Origin of the sequence: Xanthomonas nasturtii (genome assembly GCF_001660815.1) — a bacterium.
GTDB classification, from domain to species: domain Bacteria; phylum Pseudomonadota; class Gammaproteobacteria; order Xanthomonadales; family Xanthomonadaceae; genus Xanthomonas; species Xanthomonas nasturtii.
Window position 1 is genome coordinate 37,678 of sequence record NZ_LYMI01000045.1, and the last position, 21,046, is coordinate 58,723.

Consider the following 21,046-nt stretch of genomic DNA (forward strand, 5'->3'; position numbering starts at 1 on the left):
TCAGATCGATTCGAAACGGTTGGCGGCCACGTTCTTGCGCACCTTTTCCGGATTCCAGATGCGGCCGTTCATGGCGATGTAGACGCCAGCCGGCAGCGACTGCACTGCGCCGACCGCGCAACCGATATTGAATTCCGCGTCCGAGCCGCGGAAGCGCGCCGGGTTCAACGCACCGGTCATCACGATGGTCTTGTCGGCGATCGTCTGCAGCACCTTGCCGGTTTCCACCATCGAATCGGTGCCGTGGGTGATCAGCACGTGGCGGGTCGGCTGGGCGGCGATGGTGGCGCGGATCAGTTCGCGGTCGGCCTCGGTGATGTGCAGCGAATCCTTGCGGATGATCGGAATCACCGAAAAGCGGAAGGTCACGCCCAGTTCCTTGAGAATCTGGCCGATCTGCGGGTCGCCGATCTGGTAATCGGATTTATCGTCGAAGTAGATCTTGTCGATCGTGCCACCGGTGGTGACGATCAGAAGGTCTTCCATTGCTGCCAATCCTGTAGGGCCAACGCGGTGCAGGCCGCGCGCGGGGCCGCCATGATACTGCCCACCCAAGATGCTGGCAGCGCAGACCCTGCGGCAAGCAGCAGGGATGTCGAAAACGTGCGCTTACGCGTGGCGATCGGCGGAGCGCGCCGCGGCGCAGAGGGCCTGCGGCTGGACGGTGGCCGGTCAGCGTGCCTTGCGCTTGCCGCCGAAGCGCGCGGCCATGCCGGGGCCACCCACCAGGCCCACGACCGCCAGCGCAAGCAGCAGTTCCAGCCATGCCAGTGCGCGTGCCTGCGGCTGGCTCCAGGCGGCCATGACGCCGTGGCTGAACCAGCCCAGCGCAAACACGCCGGCCCAGAAGCGCGCACGCGCGCTGCGCACCGCCAGTACGCCGGTCAGCGCGGCCGGCAGTACGAACACGATGAGCGCGGCGAGCGGGCGCGGGTCGTCGTGGAACCAGACCGCGAACAACGCCGCCAGCGCCAGCAGCGCCGCACTCAGCAGCCAGTGCATGGCGCGCACGCTCACGGGGTTGCCAGCCGCCGCGCAACATCGGCCACCCGGCGGCCCAACGCGCGCGCCAGCAGCGTTTCGTCCTCGCTGGGTTGCGGGTCGCCACCGGCGCCGGACACATGGCTGGCGCCATACGGCGTACCGCCGCTGGTGGTGTGGCTGAGCGCGGCTTCAGTGAACGGGATGCCCACGATCAGGCAGCCGTGATGCAGCAACGGCAGGTGCATGGACAACAGCGTGGATTCCTGCCCGCCATGCATCGAGGCGGTGGAGGTGAACACGCCTGCCGGTTTGCCGGCCAGGGTACCGCTGGCCCATTCGGCGCCCAGGCTGTCGAGAAAGTGCTTCATCGGTGCGGCCATGTTGCCGAAGCGGGTGGGGCTGCCCAGCACCAGGCCGCTGCAGTCGGCCAGATCGGCACGGTCCACGTAGGGCGCGCCTTCGTCCGGCACCGGCGGGGCACTGGTCTGGGTGACCGCGGCGACCGGCGGCACCGTGCGCAGCCGCGCGCTCATGCCGGGAACTTCGCCGATGCCGCGCGCGATCTGCCGCGCCAGCCGCGCCACCGAGCCGCCACGGCTGTAATACAGCACCAGAATCTCCGCCATCGCGCATCTACCGTCTGTGTGTGAGTTGCCGCAGTATCGGCCAAGCGGCCGGCTTGCTGCACGTCGCAGGTGCGACAAGGCCGCGATGACGGCGCATCGGGTACCCTTGCGCAATGTCGCGTGTGAACAAACTCCACCAATGGAAAGAACGTCTGCGCGACCGCGCGCGGACGGTGAGCTTCGGGCGCTTTCTGTGGCGCCGCTTCCTCGATGACCGGCTGTTTCAGGCGGCCGCCTCGCTGGCCTACACCACGGTATTTGCGCTGGTGCCGCTGGCCATCGTGGTGTTCGGTGTGTTGTCGGCGTTTCCGGCCTTCAACGAGTGGAAGGACGCGCTCACCGACTTCATCTTCAATAATTTCGTGCCCGGTGCCGCGCGCTCGGTGCAGAACTACCTCAACCGTTCGCTGGAAGACCTGGGCAAGTTCACCGTGGCCGGTATGGTCGCGCTGGTGGCTTCGCTGCTGATCACCCTGCACAGCATCGAACAGACCTTCAACAGCATCTGGCGGGTCGCCGCCGCGCGGCCCAAGGTGACACGATTCCTGATCTATTGGACGGTGCTGACGCTGGGCACGATGCTGGCTGCTGCCTCGATGGCGATGGCCGCCTACGTGTTCGCGCTACCGCTGTTCCGCACAACCGAGGGCCAATGGCTGGCCGAATTCGCCTGGCGGCTGGCGCCGATGGCGGTGGAGTTCGTCTGCATCGTGCTGATCTACCGCGTGGTGCCGCAGCATGTGGTGCGGCTGCGGCATGCACTGCCGGGCGCGCTGCTGGCGGTGATCCTGATGGAAATCGTCAAGTGGGGGTTTGGCTTCTATCTGGGCAATTTCCAGACCTATCAGCGCATCTACGGCGCGCTGTCGGCATTGCCGATCCTGTTGTTGTGGATCTATCTGAGCTGGGTGTCGGTGCTGCTGGGCGCCTCGCTGGCCTCGTCGATGTCCGCGTTCCGTTACCAGCCCAAGGCGATGCGATTGCCGCCGGGCTTCGAAATCTACGGCCTGCTGCGCCTGCTGGGGCGTTTCCGGCAGGCGCGCATCCACGGCAACGGGCTGGACGAAGACCGCATTCTTGCGCTGGAGCCGATGCTCACCGACACCTTGATGCAGGAGCTACTGTGCGAACTCAAGCGCATTCGCCTGCTGCGGCGCGACGAGCGCGGCCAATGGCTGCTGGCACGCGATCTGGACGTGGTGACGCTGGCCGAGCTCTACGAAAACTGCCAGCTGCGCATACCGATCGAAGACCGCCCGTTGCCATGTCGCGACGATGCATTCGGTCAGGCCGCCGCCGCGGCGCTGGAACAGCTGCGCCAACCGTTGCGCAGCGTGCTGGCGCAACCGGTCGGCGACCTCTACACCCACCTTCCCGGAGATCCTCCATGACCGTGCGTCTTGTGCGCGGCGCCTGTGCGCTGCTGTTGCCGTTGTTGCTGCTGACCGCCTGCAAACCCGCCAGCGAGGGCACACCCTCCACCGGCACTGGCGCCGTGCCTGCCAGCGCCCCCCAGACGCCGACTGCGCCGGCCGCAGCTGCCGACCCGGCCGCAACGCCCAACAGCGCGGTGGTGCAGCAGACCGCCGAAATGCCCAAGCTCTCGCTGCCGACCGTGACCGGCGAGACCTACGACCTTGCGGCGCACCGCGGCAAATGGGTGGTGGTGAATTTCTGGGCCACCTGGTGCGCCCCGTGTCTGAAGGAAATGCCCGAGTTGTCGGCGCTGCACACCATGCGCGACACCATCGAAGTGGTGGGGCTGGCCTATGAAGACATCACCAGCGCGGACATGCAGTCGTTCCTGAAGGACCACCCGGTCTCGTACCCGATCGCAATCCTCGACCCGTACCAGCCGCCACAGGACTTCGCCACCCCGCGCGGCCTGCCGATGACCTACCTGATCGGCCCGGACGGCAAGGTCGCCAAGCAATTTCTCGGCCCGGTGACTGCGCGCGATATCGAAACCGCGGTCGGCATCACCGGCAAGGCCGGCTGATGCAGGCGGCGCGCTTTCTCGTCAGCGGCGTGGTGCAGGGCGTGTGGTATCGCGCCTCCACCCGCGAACGCGCCGTTGCGCTCGGCCTGGTCGGGCATGCGCGCAATCAGGCGGACGGCAGCGTGGAAGTGGTCGCCGCCGGCAGCGAAGCAGCCCTGGACGCATTGCAGGCATGGCTGCAGCAAGGCCCGCCAGCGGCCATCGTCGCCTCCGTGACGCGCACGCCTTGCGCAGTTCCGGCGACTGAAGACTTTGTAACTGGTTGAGCGTGCGCCACTGAAGCAGGGCAACAGAGTTGGATTGCCTCGCCGATAACCTTGTCAACGCGATCAGGCGTGCACGGGGAATGTAATGGCCGCTCCATCTCAAGATCGCAACGACGGGCACGACCTGCCCGCGCATCGCCGCAACCGCCATGTGGCGCAGCTGGCGCCGTGGCTGTATCTCGGTGTCCTGCTGGGCAGCGGCTGGCTGCTGTTTCTGCAACCGCATACCCGCGTGCTGCAGCCCGAACAGGCGGCCACCAGCTGGTTGCTGGCGTGGACCTTCGGCGGAATCGTGATCGGTGCGGTGGTATGGAGCCTGCGGCTGGCGCGCCAGGGACTGGCTCAGCCTTCGGCAAGCTACCCGCTGTCGGCGCGTCTGCCTGATTCGTGGACCGATGCCTATGCCGCACTGCTGCGCCCGGCCACCGCAGCGGCGGTTGTTACCCACAGACCGGACCCGGCCGGGGCCCAGCGCGGTGCAGCTTGGCATCGCTTTGGTGGCGGCATGCTCAGCGCCGAAACCTTCGACCCCAACGACGCCACCCGCGCGCCGTGGGACGGGCTGGACGCGCAGTCCTGCATCGTCCGCCTCGATGATGTGCGCCAGGCCTGGCAGAACGCCGCCGCCAACCGCACGCTGCAGCAGGAACGCCGTTACTGGCTGGACGTGGTGCTGTCGCTGCTCGACCACGGCGTGATGCGTCCGCTGCAGGACGGCTACCTGCCCGACACCGCCGCGCTGCGCACCGAACGTTTTCTGCTCGGCGCCGATGCTGGCCCGATCGTGCTGTCCGAAGTGCCGGCGTTGTTTGCACGGCGTCTGGCGCTGGCCATCGAAGCGATGCCGACCGCCCAGCGCGAAGCCGCCGGCGTGCAATGGCGCTTGCTGCAACAGCTGCACGCGCTGGTGGCCGAAGGCCGCGTGCTGGATGAGCGTTCGCAGGTGATCCAGGTGCTGGCATGGAACCCGGATGTGGACCTGGACCAGGTCGAAGTGGCCTACATCCTGGCTGCCGAATACCGCGAAGGCATGCGCGACTGGCTCCGCCGCGCCGCCCTGGTGCGCCTGCCCGACAGCGCGCTGCGTCTGGACGAAGTGCTGCTGTCCTCGTGCAGCCCGCTCGGCGCGCAGGCCGACGACGTGGACTACATGGAAGCGATGCGCCCGCTGCATCGCGGTTTCATGCAGTTGTTCAGTCAGCGCCTGAGCCAGTTGGTGCTGCAGGCCGAGCAGGCCGAACGTCAGGCCGGCCTGAATCCGTTGCCGCGTGCCACTGCGGCCAGCGACGAAGTCTCTCAGGACTGGCCGGCGTAATCGTCGATGGGTTCCAGCACGCTGTAGCGTTCCTTGTGCGGCTTGCCTGGCAAGGGTGGCAGCTGCACCATGTCGTCGGGCACCGCGGTGTCCGGCAGCCGGTGCAACAGATCGCGGATCAGGCTCAGGCGGCCACGTTTCTGGTCGTTGAAATCGACCAGCGTCCACGGTGCATCGGGCGTATGCGTCGCTTCCAGCATGCGTTCGCGGGCGGCGGTGTAATCGTCGTATTTGGCGCGTGACTGCAGGTCCACCGGCGACAGCTTCCAGCCCTTCAGCGGGTCCTCGCGGCGTTCGGCAAAGCGCTTTTCCTGCTCGGCCTGGTCCACGCACAACCAGTACTTGAACAACAGGATGCCGTCGTCGACCAGCATCTGTTCAAACTGCGGTGTCTGCTGCAGAAACGCGGTGTATTGCGCGTCGGTGCAATAGTCCATCACGCGCTCGACGCCGGCGCGGTTGTACCAACTACGGTCCATCAGCACCAATTCGCCGGCCGCCGGCAGATGCGTCACGTAACGCTGGAAATACCACTGCGTGCTTTCGCGGTCGTTGGGTTTGGGCAGCGCCACCACGCGGCACTGGCGCGGGTTGAGATGGCTGGCGATGGCCTGGATCACACCGCCCTTGCCGGCAGTATCGCGGCCTTCCACCAGCACCAGGGCACGCTGGTTGGTGTAACGCAGCCAGCGCGCCATGTCGACCAGCTCTAATTGCAGCGGCGCCAGCAACTTTTTGTAGGCCTTGCGTTTCAGGTGCGACATGCGCGTTCCCACAGCGATAGAAAACGCAGGCTATTCGCCCAGGCGTGGACGCAATGTCGCCAGATTGCAGGGCTTGGTGCGCGCATCCAGCTGCGCGCGCACGATCTTTTCCCACGCCGTGCGGCAGGCCGAGGTGGAGCCGGGCAGGCAGAACACGAAGCTGTGATTGGCAAGCCCGGCGAATGCGCGCGATTGCAGCGAGGAAGTGCCGATTTCTGCCACGCTGATCGCGCGGAACATCTCGCCGAAGCCAGGCATGACCTTGTCCAGCAGCGGGGTGATCGCCTCCGGTGTGCTGTCGCGGCCCGTAAAACCGGTGCCGCCGGTGATCAGGATGCCGTCGACCTGTGCATCGGCGATCCAGCCGGACACGATCGCGCGCATGCGGTAACGGTCGTCCGGGCACAGCGCACGTTCGTGCAGCACGTGGCCTTCGCGGGTGAGGGCATCGGCCAGGTAATCGCCGGAGCGGTCATCGGCCAGGGTGCGGCTGTCGGACACGGTCAGCACGCACAGGCGCAGGGGTATGAAATCGAGATTGGAAGGCATGCGCGCAGCCTAGCGAGCCTGGACGGCCGGGTACAGCGTTGTGGTGTGAAGTGGCATGTAGCGCCCAACTACCGGCGTGAGCCGACGCATTGCTCTGAGCCCCTCTCCCGCCGGGAGCGGGGTTGGGGCGAGGGTACGGTGGCCGGGAATATTGCAGTAGTCGCACTCTCATCCGTCGCTACGCGCCACCTTCTCCCCCCCATGGAGGGGGACAATGTCCCGATGGGAGAAGGCAATAGAGCATCCGTACTTATACGTAGCTCTCGGCAACGCCTCCAGCGATACCATCTCACGCTCGCACACGGTAGCGAGGGCCAGCTCGCAACCTCCAACAACTAACCTCCGACACCAACCGCTAAACCCCCAGCCACCCACTGCGCTGCGCAATGCCACGCAGCAGCGCGGCCAGATCATCGGCAAACCCGTCCATATCGAAAACGCCACTGCGCAGGCGTTGTTCCGCCAATCGGGCGCGCACGCCACGCAAGGCCTCCGCGTCGCTGACCAACGCGATTGCTTTGGCGACAAACGCAGCGTCATCGGCAACATTCATCTCATCCAGCCCCAGATGCCGATTCAGGCTGCCAGCCACGCGCGCCGCAAACGTCTCCCCCGGCGTGGTCAATACCGGGCAGCCCGCCCATAACGCATCGGAGGCCGTGGTGTGCGCGTTGTAGGGATGCGTGTCCAGAAACAGATCCGCATGCAGATAGCGCGCCAGATACTGCGGATGCGGCAACTTGGGCATGAACACCAGGCGCTGCGGATCCACGCCCTGCGCCTGCGCCACCGCGCGCAATCGTGCATCGGCCTGGCCCGGGCCGGACAGTAGCCACAGCACGCTGTCCTGCACCGCGCGCAACACCGCCAGCATGCGCGCCATGCTGCGTGGATTGAGCTTGTAAGTGTTGTTGAAGCAGCACAGCACCATACCCTGCTCGGGCAAGCCGCACTCCGCACGCGGTGGCGGTTCGGCAACCGTGCGCCTGGTGTCAGACGGTTGAAACACGCGCGGCAGGCGCAGCACCTGTTCGCTGTAAAACGGCTCCAGCGACGGCGGCAAGGCAACTGCATCGCCCAGGACATAGTCCATCCAAGGCGCACCCGAGGTGCCCGGATACGCTAGCCAATTGAGCTGCACCGGTGCGGGCCGCAGCGCGAACACTTCCGGACGTCCGCCACCGCCCCAGCCGCGCAGATCGAACAACAGATCGATGCCCTGCTCGCGGATGTGTTGTGCGGTCGCCAGGTGTCCCAGTGCGGTGACGTCGTGCAGGCGCGTCGCCTGCGCCAGGCGCTCACGGATCTCGCTGCCATCGTCATGGCTGGTCGCGAACAGGTGCGCCTGCATGTCCGGCTGACGTCGCTGCAGCGCTTCGAACAAGGCCACGGTCAGCAAGCCGGTGGGGTGCGCGCCAAAGCCATTGGAAACGAAGCCGAGCCGTAGTGCGCCGCGGCTGCGTACCGTCGCCGCTGGTAGCGGGCGCACAGACCAGGCAATCGCCTGCGCACGGGTGCGGGCGCACGCCAGTTGCTCGGCCGCGCTGGCGTCTTCGCTCAGAAACGCGAACGGCTCCACTGCCGCCTCGCCCCGCGCCACGGCGGTACGGACTTGCGCAGCCAGCGATTCCAGTTCGCGCCAATCGCACAGGCGACGTCGCCAATTGAGCAATTGCGCGGTGATATAGGGCTCGTCGGGCAACAGCTGATGCGCACGCGTATAGGCGGCCGCCGCCTGCTCCGGTTGGCCGGCATCTTCCAATGCATGCCCAAGCCACAGCGCAATACCCGGATGCTGCGGCACCAGGTCCGAGGCCTGCCTCAGCAAGGTGGCGGCTTCTGCATGGCGTTGCTGCGCCCAGCGCACCCGGCCCAGCCGCGCCACCGCTTCGGGATGGCCCGGGTGCAGCACCAGCGCGCGCTGCACGGCTGCCTCGCCGGCAGCGGTTGCGCCCATGCCCAGCTCGGCATCGGCCAGCATCAACCAGGCGACGAAATCGCCGGGCTGGCGTCGTACCGCCTCGCGCAGCTGCAGCAGCTCGCGCGGGACCTGCGCATTCACGGGCTCTCGCTCAACCGTGCCAGTTCGTCGGCCTGATGCTCGTGCAGCAGCCGCGCGATCAATGCGTCCAGATCGCCTTCGATGATGTTGGGCAGGTCGTACAAGGTCAGCCCTTCGACGCGATGATCGGTGATGCGGCCTTGCGGAAAACTATAGGTGCGGATGCGCTGGCTACGATCGCCACTGCCAACCTGCAATTTGCGCGTCTGCGCTTCGGCAGCTGCGGCCTTGCTGCGCTCGGCTTCCACCAGTTGCGCTTTCAGCCGCTTCATCGCCTTGTCGCGATTGGCGTGCTGGCTGCGCTCGGTCTGGCATTCCACCACCACGCCGCTGGGCACATGGGTGATGCGGATTGCCGATTCGGTCTTGTTGACGTGCTGGCCGCCGGCGCCGGAGGAACGAAACGTATCCACTTTCAGATCGGCCGGATTGATGACGATCTCTTCCACATCATCGGCTTCCGGAATGATCGCCACCGTCGCGGCCGAGGTATGGATACGGCCCTGCGATTCGGTCGCCGGCACGCGTTGCACGCGATGGGTGCCGGATTCGAACTTCAGGCGCGAATACGCACCGCGCCCGACCACGCGCGCCACCACTTCCTTGTAGCCGCCGTGTTCGCCGGGGCTGTCGGATTCGATTTCCACTTTCCAGCCCTGGCGCTCGGCGTAGCGTGCGTACATGCGGAACAGGTCGCCGGCGAAGATCGCCGCTTCGTCGCCGCCGGTGCCGGCGCGCACTTCCAGGAACAGGTTGCACTCGTCGCGCGGGTCGCGCGGTACCAGCAGCAAGGCCAGCTGCGCATCCAGCTCTTCCAGGCGCGCCTGCGCGGCAGCGATTTCCTCGTCGGCCAGCTCGCGCATTTCCGGGTCGTTGCGCATGGCTTCGGCCGCGCTCAGATCTGCCTTGGCACGTGCTTCGTCTTCCAGTGCCACGGCCACCGGCTCCAGCTGCGACAGTTCGCGCGACAAGCTGCGGAACTTGTCGTTGTTGTTGACCACGTCGGGGTCCGAGAGCAGGTGCTGCAGTTCTTCGCGGCGCTCGGCCAGCGCTTCGAGCTTACGGCGCAGGGTCGGCGTCATCAGTCCTCACGATCGGGGTAGCTACAGGGGGATGTTGATAACCCGGTTTTTCCGGAAACAGCCGGTCGGCTGCGTTGGTCAATTCCAGGTCGTTGGTGAGCGCGGCATCGCGCAGCGCGGCGGTGGGCGGGTGCAGCAAGCGGTTGGTCAGCGCATGCGCCAGCTGCTCCAGCACTTCGTCGGCCGGTTTGCCGTTGTGCAACTGCTGGCGTGCCTTGGCCAACAGCTCGTCGCGGGTGGTGTCGCCGAAGGCGCGCAGCCGCTTGAGCGGTGCCTGGCGCGCGTTGGCCTGCAGGGTTTCCACATAGCGCGCCACCTGCAGGTCGATGATGGCTTCGGCCTGGTCGGCGGCTTCGCGTCGGCCGCGGCGGTTGTCTTCGACCGCGCGTTCCAGATCGTCCACCGTGTACAGGTAGGCATCGCTCAACTCGGCCACCGAGGCCTCGATATCGCGTGGCACCGCCAGGTCGAACAGCAGCATCGGTTTGCGTTTGCGCGCGCGCAAGGCCTGTTCCACCTGCACGCGGGTCACCAGCGGCTCGCGCGCAGCGGTGGCCGAAAACACCACATCGGCCTCGGCCAGGTGCCGTTCCAGATCGCTCAGCGGCAACGCGTAGCCGCCGTGCTGGCTGGCCAGCGTCTGTGCGTGGGCGAGGGTGCGGTTGGCGATCAACAGTCGCCGCACGCGACCTTCGCTCAGATGCTTGGCAGCCAGCTCGATGGTCTCGCCGGCGCCGATCAGCAAGACCGTGGATTCGTTGAGCCGTGCGAAGGATTCCTGCGCCAGCCGCACCGCGGTGGAGGCGACCGAGATCGGATTGGCGCCGACCCGGGTGTCGGTCCGCGCGCGCTTGGCCACCGAGAAGGTCTGCTGGAATAACCGGTCCAGCCCGCTGCCCAGCGCACCATGCGCGCGCGCCACCGCCCAGGCGTCCTTCACCTGGCCCAGAATCTGCGGCTCTCCCAGCACCATCGAATCCAGCCCGGTGGCGACGCGGAACAGGTGACGCACCGCGTCGGCATCCTGATGCTGGTACAGATAGCCACTCAGTCCCGGCGCATGCGCGTCCAGCCAGCCTGCCAGCGCCTTCGCGTCGTCGGCCATCGCATACAACTCGGTGCGGTTGCAGGTGGACAGCAGCGCGGCCTCGCTTACCTGCGGCAGCGCGCGCAACGATTCGAGCGCGCGCGGCAGCGCATCACCTGCGAACGCCGCGCGTTCGCGCAGGTCCACAGGTGCGGTCTGGTGATTCAGTCCGAGCACCCACAACGTCATTGTTCAGTTGCTTGCGATAAGCTGGCGGCCATTCAGGGCCCCATTTTACGGCCCGGTTGCCCCCGATGCCTGTACCGATTCGCATCCTGTGTGTTCTTTTGCTGGTAGCAGTCTCCGCCAGTGCCACCGCAGCACCCAAGAAAGCACCGCCCGCGCCGCCTGCCAAGGCTGCCGGCACGACCTCGCTGGAACCTGTGCTTGCTGGCGAGTTTGCCTTGCAGGCCGGGCAATTGGACGATGCCGCCCGCGCCTATCTGGACGCCGCCAAGGCCGAAGCCGGCGACGCCGGGCTGGCCGAGCGCGCGGCCCGCATCGCCATGCTGGCCAACGACGACCCGCGCGCGATCGAAGCGCTGGCGCTGTGGCGTGCGCGCGCGCCCTCGTCGATGTCCATGCGCAGTACCGAGGCCTCGCTGGCCTTGCGCCGCAACGACCTGCGCACCGCCCGCCGCGATTTGCTCGGCCTGCTCAAGGAGCCCGACCCGCGCGGCTGGCGCTTTGCGTTGATCGCCCTGGCCAACGGCGGCCGCGAGCCGGAAGCCTCGGCCGACGTGCTCGAAGACCTGGTCAAGGCCGGCGCCATTCCCAATCAGATCGAAGTCTGGCAGGAATTCGGCCGCCTCGCGCTGCGCATGGAGCGCCCGGCGCTGGCCAAGCGCATCGTCGACGAAGTAGTGCGCCGCTTCCCCGAAGAACCGCGTGTGGCCTTGCTGCACGCCACCCAGCTGCAGCAGGAGGGTAAGAGCGACGAGGCGCTGGCGCTGCTGAAGAACGTCGAGCCGCAGGCAGTCAAAGACTCCGAGTTGCGTGGCGCGCTGGCCTTCGCCTATGACGCCATGGGCCAGACCGAGGCCGCCGCGCGCGTGCTCTCGACCGGGCCGCAGGACACCCCGACCTACGGCTTGCGTGCCTCGATGCTGGCCAAGGAAAAAGACCGCAGTGCGCTGGAAGCGCTGTACGCCGAGCTCAAGAGCAACGCCACCAAGCCCGACCCGGACCGCCGCCTGCTGCTGGGCAAGATCGCCGAGTTCCTCAAGCGTTACGACGAGGCGGTGGAGTGGTATCGCGGCGTGCCGGGTGGCCCGCAGCTCAGCGAGGCGCGGCTACGCGCCGCCAGCGCGCTGTACGAACTGGGCCGCAAGCCCGAAGCGCTTGCCGAGGCGCGGGCCTTGCAGGGCGATGCCAGTGCCGATGACGACGCCCGCCGCGACGCCTACGTGCTCGAAGCCGAGCTGCATCAGCGCGCCGAGGATGCGCCGGGCGAGCTGGATGCGTTCGAACGTGGTCTGGCGGCTTACCCGGACGACAGCGCGCTGCTGTACGCCCGCGGGCTGGCCTGGGAGCGGCGCGACGATGTGCCGCGTGCCGAAGCCGACCTGCGCAAGATCCTGGTGGCCGAACCGGAAAATGTCGCGGCCCTGAACGCGCTGGGCTACACCCTGGCCGACCGCACCACCCGCTACAAGGAGGCGCTGGCGCTGATCGACCGCGCCCGCACCGCCGACCCGGACAACCCGGCCATTGTCGACAGCTATGGCTGGGCGCTCTACCGCATGGGCCGCACCAAGGAAGCCCTGGTGCAGCTGCGTCGCGCCTGGGCCTTGGTCAAAGACCCGGAAATCGCCGCGCACGTTGGCGAGGTGTTGTGGGTCAGCGGCAAGCAGGACGAGGCTCGGCGCTATTTCGACGAGGCGCGCCGCATCGATCCCGATAACCGCGCGCTGCAGCGCGCCGTGGAAAAGTTCGGGCTATGACCGGGTCGATCCGAACACTGGCCCTGAGCGGGCTGGTGCTGGTCGGGCTGTCGGCGTGCGTCAGCGTGCCGCGCGGGCAGGGCGGTGGCGCAGCGGTGGTCGAGCAGGTCTCCGACAGCGCCCGCCAGGCCGAAGCGGCGCGCCAAGAATGGCTGCAGGCGCACCCCGACTGGTCGTTCCAGGGCCGGGTGGCGATCAGCAAGGACCGCAATGGCGGCAGTGGCCGTATCGACTGGCAGCAGGACGGCCCGCGCTACCGCGTGCAACTCAGCGCCCCGGTCACCCGGCAGAGCTGGGTGCTTACCGGTGACACCACCAGCGGCGCTGGTCAGCTGGAAGGGCTGGAGGGCGGCCCGCGCAGTGGCCCCGATGCCGAGCAGGTGTTGCTGGAGGCCACCGGCTGGACCATCCCGGTCAACCAGATGCCGGACTGGGTGCGCGCGCTGCGCATCGCCGATGCCAATGCCGGTGCCGCACGGGTCGATCTGGACGCCGCCGGTCGCCCGCGCACCGTGCAGCAGGACGGCTGGACCATCGAATTCCTGGCCTGGACGCCAGCCAGCGGCGGCCAGCCCGAGCTGCCGCAGCGGATCGAAGCCCGTCAGGGCGAGGCCAAGGTGCGCCTGCTGGTCGACCAGTGGACGGTGTCGCCCTGATGGACACGCCGGGGAGCGATTGGTCGGCGTGGCCAGCGCCGGCCAAGCTCAACCTGTTTCTGCAGATCACCGGGCGCCGCGCCGATGGCTACCACCTGTTGCAGACCGTGTTCCGGCTGCTGGATTGGGGGGACACCATTCATCTTCGTGTGCGCAGCGACGGCCAGATCCGGCGCATCGGCGAGAGTTTGCCCGGTGTGGCCGAAGACGATGACCTGGTGATCCGCGCCGCGCGCCTGCTGCAATCGGCAGCCGGCACCCGGGTGGGCGCAGAGATCCGGGTCGACAAGCGCATCCCGGCCGGCGGCGGCTTCGGTGGCGGTTCCTCGGACGCGGCGACCGTGCTGGTGGCGCTCGATGCCTTGTGGGGCCTGGGTCTGGCCACCGATACCCTGGCCGAATTGGGTCTGCAGTTGGGTGCTGATGTGCCGGTGTTCGTGCGTGGCCGCAATGCCTGGGCCGAAGGGGTGGGCGAACAATTGACCCCGATCGCCCTGCCGGAAGCGGCCTATCTGCTGGTCGATCCGGGTGTTCACGTGCCGACACCGGCGTTATTTCGATCACAGGAATTGACGCGGGATGCTGCGCCCGCGAAAATAGCGGACTTCGCTTCCGGTTCTCTGCTCGACAATGCGTTCGAGCCGGTTCTGCGGCGCCGCGAACCCGCTGTCGAGGCAGTGTTCCAGGCGCTTTCCAGGGTCGGTTCAGCGCGGCTGACCGGGTCGGGGAGTGGGTGTTTCGTCGAGTTCGCCACGCGCGCTGCTGCAGAGCAGGCGCTGGCGCGGTTGCCGGGCAACCTGCGGGCGTGGGTGGTGGAGGGTGCAGCGCACTCGCCGTTGCTCGACGCACTGGATGCGATGAAGTTTTGATGCAGGGGCGTCGCCAAGAGGCCCAAGGCACCAGGTTTTGATCCTGGCATTCGTAGGTTCGAATCCTACCGCCCCTGCCAGTTCGTCGAGAAAGGCAGGTCCACCTGCAAGAGTTTCAACTGCAGATCCTTCTGCAACATCTCGCGCATCCTTGCGCGGGAATTGAACGAAAAGCCCGGCATTGGTTCGGCTTTGTCCTGCTCCACCATCGACCCGCACGCTCTTCGCCGCCGCCCCGAGAGATCTCATGCAAGACCAACGTAATCTGCTGGTGTTCTCCGGCAATGCCAACAAGCCGCTTGCCCAGAGCATCTGCAAGGAACTGGGCGTTCGCATGGGCAAGGCGTTGGTCACGCGCTTTTCCGATGGCGAAGTGCAGGTCGAGATCGAAGAAAGCGTGCGCCGGCAGGAAGTGTTCGTCATCCAGCCGACCTGCGCGCCGAGCGCCGAAAACCTGATGGAGCTGCTGGTGCTGATCGACGCGCTCAAGCGCGCCAGCGCCCAGTCGGTCACCGCGGTGATCCCGTATTTCGGTTATTCGCGTCAGGATCGCCGCATGCGTTCTTCGCGCGTGCCGATCACTGCCAAGGTGGCCGCCAAGATGATCTGCGCGATGGAAGCCGACCGCGTGTTGACGGTCGACCTGCACGCCGACCAGATCCAGGGTTTCTTCGATGTGCCGGTCGACAACGTCTACGCCTCGCCGCTGCTGCTGGCCGACATCTGGCGCGCCTACGGCACCGATAACCTGATCGTGGTGTCGCCGGACGTGGGCGGCGTGGTGCGTGCACGCGCCGTCGCCAAGCGCCTGGACGATGCCGATCTGGCCATCATCGACAAGCGCCGTCCGCGCGCCAACGTCGCCACCGTGATGAACATCATCGGCGACGTGCAGGGCAAGACCTGCGTGCTGGTCGACGATCTGGTCGACACCGCCGGCACCTTGTGCGCCGCCGCCGCAGCGCTGAAGCAGCGCGGCGCGCTCAAGGTCGTGGCCTACATCACCCACCCGGTGCTGTCCGGCCCGGCGGTGGACAACATCAACAATTCGCAGCTCGACGAGCTGGTGGTCACCGACACGATTCCGTTGAACGAAGCCGCGCGCACCTGCGCCAAGATTCGTCAGCTGAGCGTGGCCGAACTGCTGGCCGAGACCATCCGCCGTATCGCCTTCGGCGAATCGGTCAGCTCGCTCTACGTCGACTGACGCCCCATTCGGTGCCCGGAGTCCCGGGCGCCGCCACACGTCTCACCTGGTCGCGGGTGAGACGCTTCATCGCCGCGAGGCGGTGTTCTAAACTAGGTAGTGAAATCCAATGGCAAAGACTCATGAAATCAAGGTCGAGCGCCGCGCTGACGAGGGGAAGGGTGCGAGCCGCCGCCTGCGTCACGCTGGCGTCATTCCGGCCATCGTGTACGGTGGCGAACTCGAGCCGGTCAGCATCCAGCTCAACCACGAGCAGATCTGGCTCGCCCAGCAGAACGAGTGGTTCTACTCGTCGATCCTGGACCTGAACCTCAATGGCGACGTGCAGCAGGTGCTGCTGCGTGACATGCAGCGCCATCCGTTCAAGCAGCTGATCATGCACATCGACTTCCAGCGCGTCAGCGCCAACGAGAAGCTCAGTGCTGCCGTGCCGCTGCACTTCATCAACGAAGCAACCTCGCCGGCCGGTAAGTCCAGCGAAGTGGTCGTCACCCACGAACTCAACGAAGTTCAGGTGGTCTGCCTGCCGAAGGATCTGCCGGAGTTCATCGAAGTGGACCTCGGCGAACTGGAAGTGGGCAACGTGATCCACTTGTCCGAGATCAAGCTGCCGGCCGGTGTTGAAATTCCGGAGCTGAAGCTGGGCAAGGAGCACGACGTGGCAGTGGTTGCTGCCAAGCACGTGCGCATCGAAGAAGAAGACGCTGCCGGCGAAGAAGGCAGCGAAGGCGCAGAGACCAAGTAATCCGTTGGCCGATTCCTCGCATAGGCGGGGAATCGGCGACGGCCACTGGCATGTCTGCACCTCGACTGATTGTCGGGCTTGGGAATCCGGGCTCGGAACACGCGCAAACCCGGCACAACGCCGGGTTTCGTTTCGTCGATGCCCTCATCGAGCGCAGTGGCGCCCGCTGGGCATTGGACAGCAAGTTGTTCGGCGAGACCGCCAGGGTCGATATCGCAGGACAGCCGGTCTGGCTGCTCAAGCCGGCCACCTTCATGAATCTCAGCGGCAAGTCGATCACCGCCGCGCTGCGGTTCTGGAAGGTCGAGCCGGAACAGTTGCTCGTCGCCCACGACGAACTGGATCTGGCGCCCGGAACGGCGCGACTCAAGTTCGACGGCGGTCACGGCGGACAGAACGGCTTGCGCGACACCATTCGCCTGCTCGGGCATGGCAAATTTCACCGTCTGCGCGTCGGCATCGGCCATCCCGGTCACAAGGACCGCGTGGTGCCCTGGGTGCTGGGACGGGCAGGGCGCGACGACGATGCAGCGATCGGTATGGCAATAGACGCTGCCATCGACGTGTTGCCGCTGGCGATGGAGGGTAATTTCAACGAAGCAATGAAGCGCCTGCACACCAGCAGGGATGCGTGATTGGGGATTGGGGATTCGTGGCCATGTGGCATGCCGAATCTCCAATCCCGAATCCCAAATCCCGGATGTGACCCATGGGTATCAAATGCGGCATCGTCGGCCTGCCCAACGTCGGCAAGTCGACCCTGTTCAATGCGCTGACCAAGGCCGGCATCGCTGCGGCCAATTTCCCGTTCTGCACCATCGAGCCGAATGTCGGCATCGTGCCGGTGCCGGATCCGCGCCTCAATCAGCTGGCTGACATCGTCAAGCCGCAGAAGCTGATTCCTACTGCGGTCGAGTTCGTCGACATCGCCGGCCTGGTCGCTGGTGCGGCGAGCGGCGAAGGCCTGGGCAACAAGTTCCTGGCGCACATCCGCGAGGTCGATGCGATCACCCATGTGGTGCGTTGCTTTGACAACGACGACGTGATCCACGTCAACAACAAGGTCGACCCGATCGCCGATATCGAAACCATCGATACCGAGCTGGCGCTGGCCGATCTGGATAGCGTGGAAAAGGCGCTCAACCGTGCCGAACGCAGCGCCAAGGGTGGCGACAAGGATGCGGCAGCGCGCAAGCCGGTGCTGGCCAAGTTGCAGGCCGCGCTGGCCGACGGCAAGGCAGGCCGTGCCGCCGGTCTGGACGAAGAGGAAAAGGCGCTGGTACGCGATCTGTTCCTGCTGACGCTCAAGCCGGTGATGTACATCGCCAACGTGCTTGAGGATGGTTTCGAAAACAACCCGTACCTGGATGCGGTGCGCGCGCATGCGCTGACCGAAGGTGCGGAAGTGGTGCCAGTGTCCGCAGCCATCGAAGAAGAGCTGTCTCAGCTCGACGACGAAGACCGCGACACCTTCCTGGCCGATCTCGGCCTGGCCGAGCCGGGCTTGAATCGCGTCATCCGTGCGGCCTACACGCTGCTGGGCCTGCAGACCTACTTCACCGCAGGCGTCAAGGAAGTACGTGCCTGGACGGTTCGGGCCGGTTCGACGGCGCCGCAGGCAGCCGCCGTCATCCATACCGATTTCGAGAAGGGCTTCATTCGCGCCGAGACGATCGGCTTCGACGACTTCATCAGGTATCGCGGCGAAGCGGGTGCCCGCGATGCCGGTCGTCTGCGCCTGGAAGGCAAGGAATACCGCGTCCAGGAAGGCGACGTGCTGCACTTCCGCTTCAACGTCTGATCGGTTGCGCGCGACCCCGATGGTCGCGCGTCTTCGGCACTGACGAGTTGCTAAAAATTTTTGTTGACACTGCATGCGTCCCACAACAAAATAACGGGCTGCTTCACCCCGAACCGAAACGCCTCACGGCACACCGGTCCGGTTGTAAAAGCTGGAGGGATACCCAAGCGGCCAACGGGGGCAGACTGTAAATCTGCTGGCTTACGCCTTCGGTGGTTCGAATCCACCTCCCTCCACCAGTTTCACGTTGTGGCATGCAGTTCCCGGCGCGGGAGTAGTTCAACGGTAGAACCTCAGCCTTCCAAGCTGATGGTGCGGGTTCGATTCCCGTCTCCCGCTCCATTGAACGCAAATGCATGCCATAATGCAAAACTCGCTCACGTAGCTCAGTCGGTAGAGCACCTCCTTGGTAAGGAGGAGGTCGAAGGTTCGATTCCTTTCGTGAGCACCATTACTCAATCGTCTTCAACTCCAAACGATTACCGAGACACGCACCCATGGGAAAAGCCAAATATATTCGCGAAAAGCTGCACGTTAACGTCGGCACCATTGGTCACGTCGACCATGGCAAGACCACGTTGACCGCTGCGCTGACCAAGATCGGTGCCGAGCGTTTCGGTGGCGAGTTCAAGGCGTACGACGCGATCGACGCAGCGCCGGAAGAGAAGGCGCGTGGTATCACGATCTCGACCGCGCACGTTGAATATGAGTCCGCAGTTCGCCATTACGCGCACGTCGACTGCCCCGGCCACGCCGACTACGTCAAGAACATGATCACCGGTGCGGCGCAGATGGACGGCGCGATCCTGGTGTGTTCGGCTGCCGACGGTCCGATGCCGCAGACCCGTGAGCACATCCTGCTCTCGCGTCAGGTCGGTGTGCCGCACATCGTCGTGTTCCTGAACAAGGCCGACATGGTCGACGACGCCGAGCTGCTCGAGCTGGTCGAGATGGAAGTGCGTGAGCTGCTGAGCAAGTACGACTTCCCGGGCGACGACACTCCGATCATCCACGGTTCGGCCCGTCTGGCGCTGGACGGCGATCAGAGCGACATCGGTGTGCCGGCGATCCTGAAGCTGGTCGAAGCCCTGGATACCTTCATTCCGGATCCGACCCGCGACGTCGACCGTCCGTTCCTGATGCCGGTGGAAGACGTGTTCTCGATCTCGGGTCGTGGCACCGTGGTGACCGGTCGTATCGAGCGCGGCATCATCAAGGTCGGCGACGAAATCGAAATCGTCGGTATCCGCGACACGCAGAAGACCACCGTCACCGGTGTGGAAATGTTCCGCAAGTTGCTGGACCAGGGTCAGGCAGGCGATAACGCCGGTCTGCTGCTGCGCGGCACCAAGCGTGACGACGTCGAGCGTGGCCAGGTGCTGTGCAAGCCGGGTTCGATCAAGCCGCACACCGAGTTCGAAGCCGAAGTCTACGTGCTGTCCAAGGACGAGGGTGGCCGTCATACCCCGTTCTTCAAGGGCTACCGTCCGCAGTTCTACTTCCGTACCACCGACATCACTGGCGCCTGCCAGTTGCCGGAAGGCGTGGAAATGGTGATGCCGGGCGACAACGTGAAGATGGTCGTGACCCTGATCAACCCGGTCGCGATGGACGAAGGTCTGCGCTTCGCCATCCGTGAAGGTGGCCGTACCGTCGGCGCCGGCGTGGTTGCCAAGATCATCAAGTAAGGCCTGCGTCCAGCTGCTTTATGGCGGCTGGATTCAAGCGAATGGCGGGCCGGCTGAACCGCGGTCCGCCTTCGTTGTCTTAGGTTTGCGGTAAACGAGTACATACGCCAGTAGCTCAATTGGCAGAGCAGCGGTCTCCAAAACCGCAGGTTGGGGGTTCGAGTCCCTCCTGGCGTGCCACTCCTCTTTCCGGCCCAACGATTCGGGTCAGATCGGTAACTAGAGCCGGATGAATAGCAAAATCGAGCCTTCCAAAAGCGCGTCTGCTGCCAGCGCTGATATTGTGAAATACGTCGTCTCCGCGCTCCTGGTGGTTGCGGGGCTATTTGTGTGGTTCTGGTTTTCTGCGCCTGAGCGCGCCACCCAGCTTGGAGCCTGGACGCCGCAGTTGCGCGCGCTGGCTGTGATCGTGGGGTTGGTGGCAGGCGTGTTTGTGTTTCTGGGCACCGGCAAAGGCCGTGAGACCCGCGAATTCATGTCCGAATCCAGGTTCGAGCTGCGCAAGGTTGTCTGGCCAACGCGCCAGGAAGCCATCCGTACCACCTGGGTCGTGATTGTTGTTGTGATCATTCTGAGTTTGCTGTTGGGCGGCTTCGATTTCGTCATCCAGAAGCTCACGCAGTGGTTCCTGGCTCGTTGAGGAGAATCAAGCAGTGAAGCGTTGGTATGTCGTTCACGCCTATTCAGGCTTCGAAAAATCTGTTGCGCAGGCATTGCGCGACCGCATCGCGCGTACCGAAATGGAAGATCGCTTCGGCGACGTGTTGGTGCCGACCGAAGAGGTCATCGAAATGCGTGCCGGCCAGAAGCGTCGGTCCGAGCGCAAGTTCTTCCCCGGCTATGTGCTGGTGCAGATCGAAACGCACGAAGAAGCCGGTATTCCGCGTATCGACAATGAGAGCTGGCACCTGGTGAAGGAGACTTCCAAGGTGATGGGCTTCATTGGCGGCACCGCCGATCGTCCGCTGCCCATTCGCGACGAAGAAGCCGATGCGATTCTGCAGCGTGTGCAGGATGGCGTCGAGAAACCGCGCCCGAAGGTGCTGTTCGAGCCGGGCCAGATGGTGCGTGTCACCGAAGGTCCGTTCAATGACTTCAATGGCGTCGTCGAGGAAGTCAATTACGAGAAGAGCAGGCTGCGTGTCGCCGTGCTCATCTTTGGCCGCTCTACGCCGGTCGAGCTCGAATTCGGTCAGGTCGAGAAGGGCTGACCTGGCCGGTGTCTTCTAGGCACCCGTAGCAATTGCTGCTATAGTGCGCGGCTCGCTCACCTGGGGAACCGCCGGGAAACAATGGCTGCCGCATGGCGGCCATCTGCGTGTTGTCAAAAACGTGAAGCCGGGACACGTGAATCCCGGTCCGATGGGGAGCCTGCAGTTCAGGCGCTAGCACCCGGAGAGTAT

At 65.4% G+C, this 21,046-nt stretch carries 22 protein-coding genes and 5 tRNA genes; 19 read left to right on the plus strand and 8 right to left on the minus strand.

The genetic code is table 11. The annotated features are described in order from the left end of the window. The 3 genes from A7D16_RS15540 to wrbA all read right to left on the minus strand — a co-directional run bounded on the left by A7D16_RS15540 (window position 1) and on the right by wrbA (window position 1,610). A complete protein-coding gene (locus tag A7D16_RS15540; protein ID WP_039411242.1) occupies window positions 1-486 on the minus strand; it encodes an asparaginase domain-containing protein in 486 nt (161 codons plus the stop codon). A gap of 186 nt (window positions 487-672) precedes the next feature. Beyond that, entirely contained in the window at window positions 673-1,017 is a 345-nt protein-coding gene (locus A7D16_RS15545) for a DUF2069 domain-containing protein (RefSeq protein ID WP_064634175.1), read from the minus strand. Then, window positions 1,014-1,610, minus strand: coding sequence for an NAD(P)H:quinone oxidoreductase (wrbA, locus tag A7D16_RS15550; RefSeq protein ID WP_064634176.1), 597 nt, complete (start codon window positions 1,608-1,610; stop codon window positions 1,014-1,016). Before wrbA ends, A7D16_RS15545 begins: the two co-directional genes overlap by 4 nt. 113 nt (window positions 1,611-1,723) lie before the next feature. On the opposite strand from wrbA, the gene A7D16_RS15555 reads away from it, so the two are divergent. The 4 genes from A7D16_RS15555 to A7D16_RS15570 all read left to right on the plus strand — a co-directional run bounded on the left by A7D16_RS15555 (window position 1,724) and on the right by A7D16_RS15570 (window position 5,190). Continuing rightward, entirely contained in the window at window positions 1,724-3,001 is a 1,278-nt protein-coding gene (locus A7D16_RS15555; RefSeq protein WP_064634177.1) for a YihY family inner membrane protein, read from the plus strand. Further along, complete coding sequence (locus A7D16_RS15560; protein ID WP_064634178.1) at window positions 2,998-3,609, plus strand: TlpA family protein disulfide reductase; 612 nt, start codon at window positions 2,998-3,000, stop codon at window positions 3,607-3,609. The genes A7D16_RS15555 and A7D16_RS15560 overlap by 4 nt, the downstream gene beginning before the upstream one ends. Further along, on the plus strand, window positions 3,609-3,875 hold the full coding sequence (locus A7D16_RS15565; protein WP_064634179.1) for an acylphosphatase: 267 nt from the start codon (window positions 3,609-3,611) through the stop codon (window positions 3,873-3,875). Before A7D16_RS15560 ends, A7D16_RS15565 begins: the two co-directional genes overlap by 1 nt. Before the next feature lie 85 nt (window positions 3,876-3,960). Then, entirely contained in the window at window positions 3,961-5,190 is a 1,230-nt protein-coding gene (locus A7D16_RS15570) for a hypothetical protein (protein ID WP_064634180.1), read from the plus strand. Here A7D16_RS15570 and ppk2 read toward each other — a convergent pair. The 5 genes from ppk2 to hemA all read right to left on the minus strand — a co-directional run bounded on the left by ppk2 (window position 5,172) and on the right by hemA (window position 10,923). Then, window positions 5,172-5,954: a polyphosphate kinase 2 gene (ppk2, locus tag A7D16_RS15575; protein WP_064634181.1), complete on the minus strand. Its 783-nt coding sequence runs from the start codon at window positions 5,952-5,954 to the stop codon at window positions 5,172-5,174. The genes A7D16_RS15570 and ppk2 overlap by 19 nt on opposite strands. Before the next feature lie 30 nt (window positions 5,955-5,984). After that, complete coding sequence (gene moaB, locus A7D16_RS15580; RefSeq protein ID WP_064634182.1) at window positions 5,985-6,503, minus strand: molybdenum cofactor biosynthesis protein B; 519 nt, start codon at window positions 6,501-6,503, stop codon at window positions 5,985-5,987. 355 nt (window positions 6,504-6,858) lie between these two features. After that, window positions 6,859-8,565, minus strand: a complete 1,707-nt coding sequence (locus A7D16_RS15585) for an O-linked N-acetylglucosamine transferase, SPINDLY family protein (RefSeq protein WP_064634183.1) — start codon at window positions 8,563-8,565, stop codon at window positions 6,859-6,861. Then, the gene (gene prfA, locus A7D16_RS15590) at window positions 8,562-9,647 is read right to left on the minus strand and encodes a peptide chain release factor 1 (RefSeq protein WP_064634184.1); all 1,086 of its coding nucleotides are present in this window, start codon (window positions 9,645-9,647) and stop codon (window positions 8,562-8,564) included. Before prfA ends, A7D16_RS15585 begins: the two co-directional genes overlap by 4 nt. Then, a complete protein-coding gene (hemA, locus tag A7D16_RS15595) occupies window positions 9,625-10,923 on the minus strand; it encodes a glutamyl-tRNA reductase (RefSeq protein WP_064634185.1) in 1,299 nt (432 codons plus the stop codon). The genes prfA and hemA overlap by 23 nt, the downstream gene beginning before the upstream one ends. A 65-nt stretch (window positions 10,924-10,988) precedes the next feature. Between hemA and A7D16_RS15600 the strand changes: the two genes are divergently transcribed. The 15 genes from A7D16_RS15600 to nusG all read left to right on the plus strand — a co-directional run bounded on the left by A7D16_RS15600 (window position 10,989) and on the right by nusG (window position 20,854). Further along, complete coding sequence (locus A7D16_RS15600; protein WP_064634186.1) at window positions 10,989-12,677, plus strand: tetratricopeptide repeat protein; 1,689 nt, start codon at window positions 10,989-10,991, stop codon at window positions 12,675-12,677. After that, the gene (lolB, locus tag A7D16_RS15605) at window positions 12,674-13,333 is read left to right on the plus strand and encodes a lipoprotein insertase outer membrane protein LolB (protein ID WP_064634187.1); all 660 of its coding nucleotides are present in this window, start codon (window positions 12,674-12,676) and stop codon (window positions 13,331-13,333) included. Before A7D16_RS15600 ends, lolB begins: the two co-directional genes overlap by 4 nt. Further along, window positions 13,315-14,202, plus strand: coding sequence for a 4-(cytidine 5'-diphospho)-2-C-methyl-D-erythritol kinase (ispE, locus tag A7D16_RS15610; protein WP_064634188.1), 888 nt, complete (start codon window positions 13,315-13,317; stop codon window positions 14,200-14,202). The genes lolB and ispE overlap by 19 nt, the downstream gene beginning before the upstream one ends. 3 nt (window positions 14,203-14,205) lie before the next feature. Further along, a tRNA-Gln gene (locus tag A7D16_RS15615) sits at window positions 14,206-14,282 on the plus strand. A gap of 167 nt (window positions 14,283-14,449) precedes the next feature. Then, window positions 14,450-15,409, plus strand: a complete 960-nt coding sequence (locus tag A7D16_RS15620; protein WP_010367308.1) for a ribose-phosphate diphosphokinase — start codon at window positions 14,450-14,452, stop codon at window positions 15,407-15,409. A 109-nt stretch (window positions 15,410-15,518) separates the two neighbouring features. Next, window positions 15,519-16,154 carry a 50S ribosomal protein L25/general stress protein Ctc gene (locus A7D16_RS15625; protein WP_064634189.1) on the plus strand — a complete coding sequence of 212 codons (636 nt, stop codon included), beginning with the start codon at window positions 15,519-15,521 and terminating at the stop codon, window positions 16,152-16,154. Between the two features lie 50 nt (window positions 16,155-16,204). Continuing rightward, the gene (gene pth, locus A7D16_RS15630; protein WP_064634190.1) at window positions 16,205-16,789 is read left to right on the plus strand and encodes an aminoacyl-tRNA hydrolase; all 585 of its coding nucleotides are present in this window, start codon (window positions 16,205-16,207) and stop codon (window positions 16,787-16,789) included. Between the two features lie 74 nt (window positions 16,790-16,863). After that, complete coding sequence (gene ychF, locus A7D16_RS15635) at window positions 16,864-17,955, plus strand: redox-regulated ATPase YchF (RefSeq protein WP_064634191.1); 1,092 nt, start codon at window positions 16,864-16,866, stop codon at window positions 17,953-17,955. A gap of 153 nt (window positions 17,956-18,108) precedes the next feature. Continuing rightward, window positions 18,109-18,194 (plus strand) — tRNA-Tyr (locus A7D16_RS15640). A gap of 29 nt (window positions 18,195-18,223) precedes the next feature. Next, window positions 18,224-18,297 (plus strand) — tRNA-Gly (locus A7D16_RS15645). A gap of 33 nt (window positions 18,298-18,330) precedes the next feature. Then, window positions 18,331-18,406, plus strand: a tRNA-Thr gene (locus tag A7D16_RS15650). Between the two features lie 46 nt (window positions 18,407-18,452). Then, complete coding sequence (gene tuf, locus A7D16_RS15655; protein ID WP_064634192.1) at window positions 18,453-19,643, plus strand: elongation factor Tu; 1,191 nt, start codon at window positions 18,453-18,455, stop codon at window positions 19,641-19,643. A gap of 104 nt (window positions 19,644-19,747) precedes the next feature. After that, a tRNA-Trp gene (locus A7D16_RS15660) sits at window positions 19,748-19,823 on the plus strand. A 49-nt stretch (window positions 19,824-19,872) separates the two neighbouring features. Further along, on the plus strand, window positions 19,873-20,283 hold the full coding sequence (gene secE, locus A7D16_RS15665; RefSeq protein ID WP_064634193.1) for a preprotein translocase subunit SecE: 411 nt from the start codon (window positions 19,873-19,875) through the stop codon (window positions 20,281-20,283). Between the two features lie 13 nt (window positions 20,284-20,296). After that, on the plus strand, window positions 20,297-20,854 hold the full coding sequence (nusG, locus tag A7D16_RS15670; protein ID WP_014502148.1) for a transcription termination/antitermination protein NusG: 558 nt from the start codon (window positions 20,297-20,299) through the stop codon (window positions 20,852-20,854). Window positions 20,855-21,046 lie beyond the last annotated feature (192 nt).